This window comes from Candidatus Gracilibacteria bacterium (genome assembly GCA_010119145.1).
In the GTDB taxonomy this organism is placed as follows: Bacteria; Patescibacteriota; Gracilibacteria; order BD1-5; family UBA6164; genus JAACSU01.
Genome location: JAACSU010000029.1, coordinates 1 through 1,862 on the forward strand (window position 1 = coordinate 1; position 1,862 = coordinate 1,862).

2 protein-coding genes are annotated in these 1,862 nt (G+C 32.3%); both read left to right on the top strand.

Translation table 25 applies throughout. From position 1 onward, the window contains the following. A partial coding sequence (locus GW846_06530) for a helix-turn-helix transcriptional regulator (GenBank protein NDK10401.1) occupies nt 1-145 on the top strand: 145 nt, incomplete at its 5' end. A 1-nt stretch (nt 146) separates the two neighbouring features. After that, a complete protein-coding gene (locus tag GW846_06535) occupies nt 147-1,169 on the top strand; it encodes a hypothetical protein (protein ID NDK10402.1) in 1,023 nt (340 codons plus the stop codon). Nucleotides 1,170-1,862: the final 693 nt, after the last annotated feature.

Sequence of the window (1,862 nt, forward strand, 5' to 3'; positions counted from 1 at the left end):
GGATAGGTTGTCAAAAATGGCTGATGTCGCCTATAACACCGTTATTAAAATTGAATCAGGAACAATCCAAAATCCAACGATTGACACTTTATCAAAAATCGCCAAAGCGTTAGATGTAAAGGTGGACGATCTAATTAAAAAATAATATGAGCCAAGTAGCAACATTATTTTCAAAAACAAAAATTGACTATTCGTGGTCTTTTTCTGATAAAACAAGAAAAGACACTGCTTATATTACTCACGGATACCACCGCTACCCTGCAAAATTTATTCCTCAAATAGTTTCTCGTTTAGCTGAAAAATACACCAAAGAGGGGGATTTAATTGTTGATCCTTTTGGCGGTTGCGGAACAACGCTTGTTGAATCAAAAGTAATGGGACGGCCTTCTATTGGAGTTGATATAAACCCCGTTGCCGTTTTAATCACAAAGGCAAAAACCACTCCAATTGATCCAAAGAAAATTGAAAAGGCATTTACTACACTAAAAGAAAAACTGGATACTTATAGCGGAGACACAAAAATAAAAGCCCCCGAGCATGAAAGAATTGATTATTGGTTTAAGCCCGAAGAAAAAAGAAAACTTGCTTTTATTTTTGCCGAGATTTCAAGAATAAAAGATCAAGATGTCCAAGATTTCTTTTTTTGCGGATTTTCAAACATTCTCAAAAATTGCTCAATATGGCTACAAAAAAGCAACAAACCGACAAGAGATTTTGAAAAGAAACCGTCAGAGCCAATTAAAACATTTTTGAAACAAATAAAAATGATGTTGCGAGGTAATGCGCGGCTATTTGAATTATTATCAGAAAAAGGTTATTCGAAAGTTCCGAGCAAAGTAATTTGCACGGACGCAAGAAAAATCCCAGCAAAAGACAACAGCGTTAGTTTGATTATTACCTCACCGCCCTATGTCACATCTTATGAATATGCCGACTTGCACCAGCTCACCGCTTTATGGTTGGAATACACAAAAAATTTGAGTAATTTCCGAAAGCGATTTATTGGCACTTCATATCACAACAAAAAAGATTTGACGCTTAATAGCGCAATCGCAGAAAATATAAGAAAAGGATTATTGAAAAAAGATAAAAAAACTGCCGAGGAAGTTTCAACATATTTTAGCGAAATGAATCAAGTTTTTGTTGAGATGAAAAGAAATTTAGTTTAAATGTTATGGAAAAATTAAGCATTTCAAAACAACTTTTTTATCAATTAGTGGAGCAACTAAAAAAACACATTGTCGGTTTGTCTGTTTCTGAAACCGATAAATGGTGTAGCTTTTATCAAAAAGGCGGAAAAAGATTTGCTTATATTTTATTGGCAAAACGAAACCCCAAAATAGATATATGGTGTTTGGGAAATATCGATTACATACATAAAAAATATGGCTCAAAAATAAAATTTAAATTGAGACAGGGAACATCGGGAAAGTTTGGCAAAAATTTTCAAATAAATTTTGTAATTGAAAAATCGGAAGACATTGAGAATGCAGTTCTGCTGCTTACTGAAATATCGGGTAGTTAGTCGCGGGAGGAATTAATATCAGCATACAATCTGTATTGTAAAATACCAATTAAAGAAATAAATTCAAAAAATACTAACATTATTCAATTTGCGGATTTATTGAGCAGGACATCAAAAGAAGTCGCAAAGCGATTTAAAAATTTCGCAAAATTAGATGCAAATACAAACACATAAAAAAATATTAAAGAGGAATATAAAAGCACTTGGGCATTTTTTAATAGTGATTGGGAAAAATCGGTATATGAAAGTGAAAATAAAATTATTGACTTTGAAAATAAACTTAAAAATATAACTGAATTTCCAAAAGGTAAAGAGCGTGATAGTATTGTAAAATCAA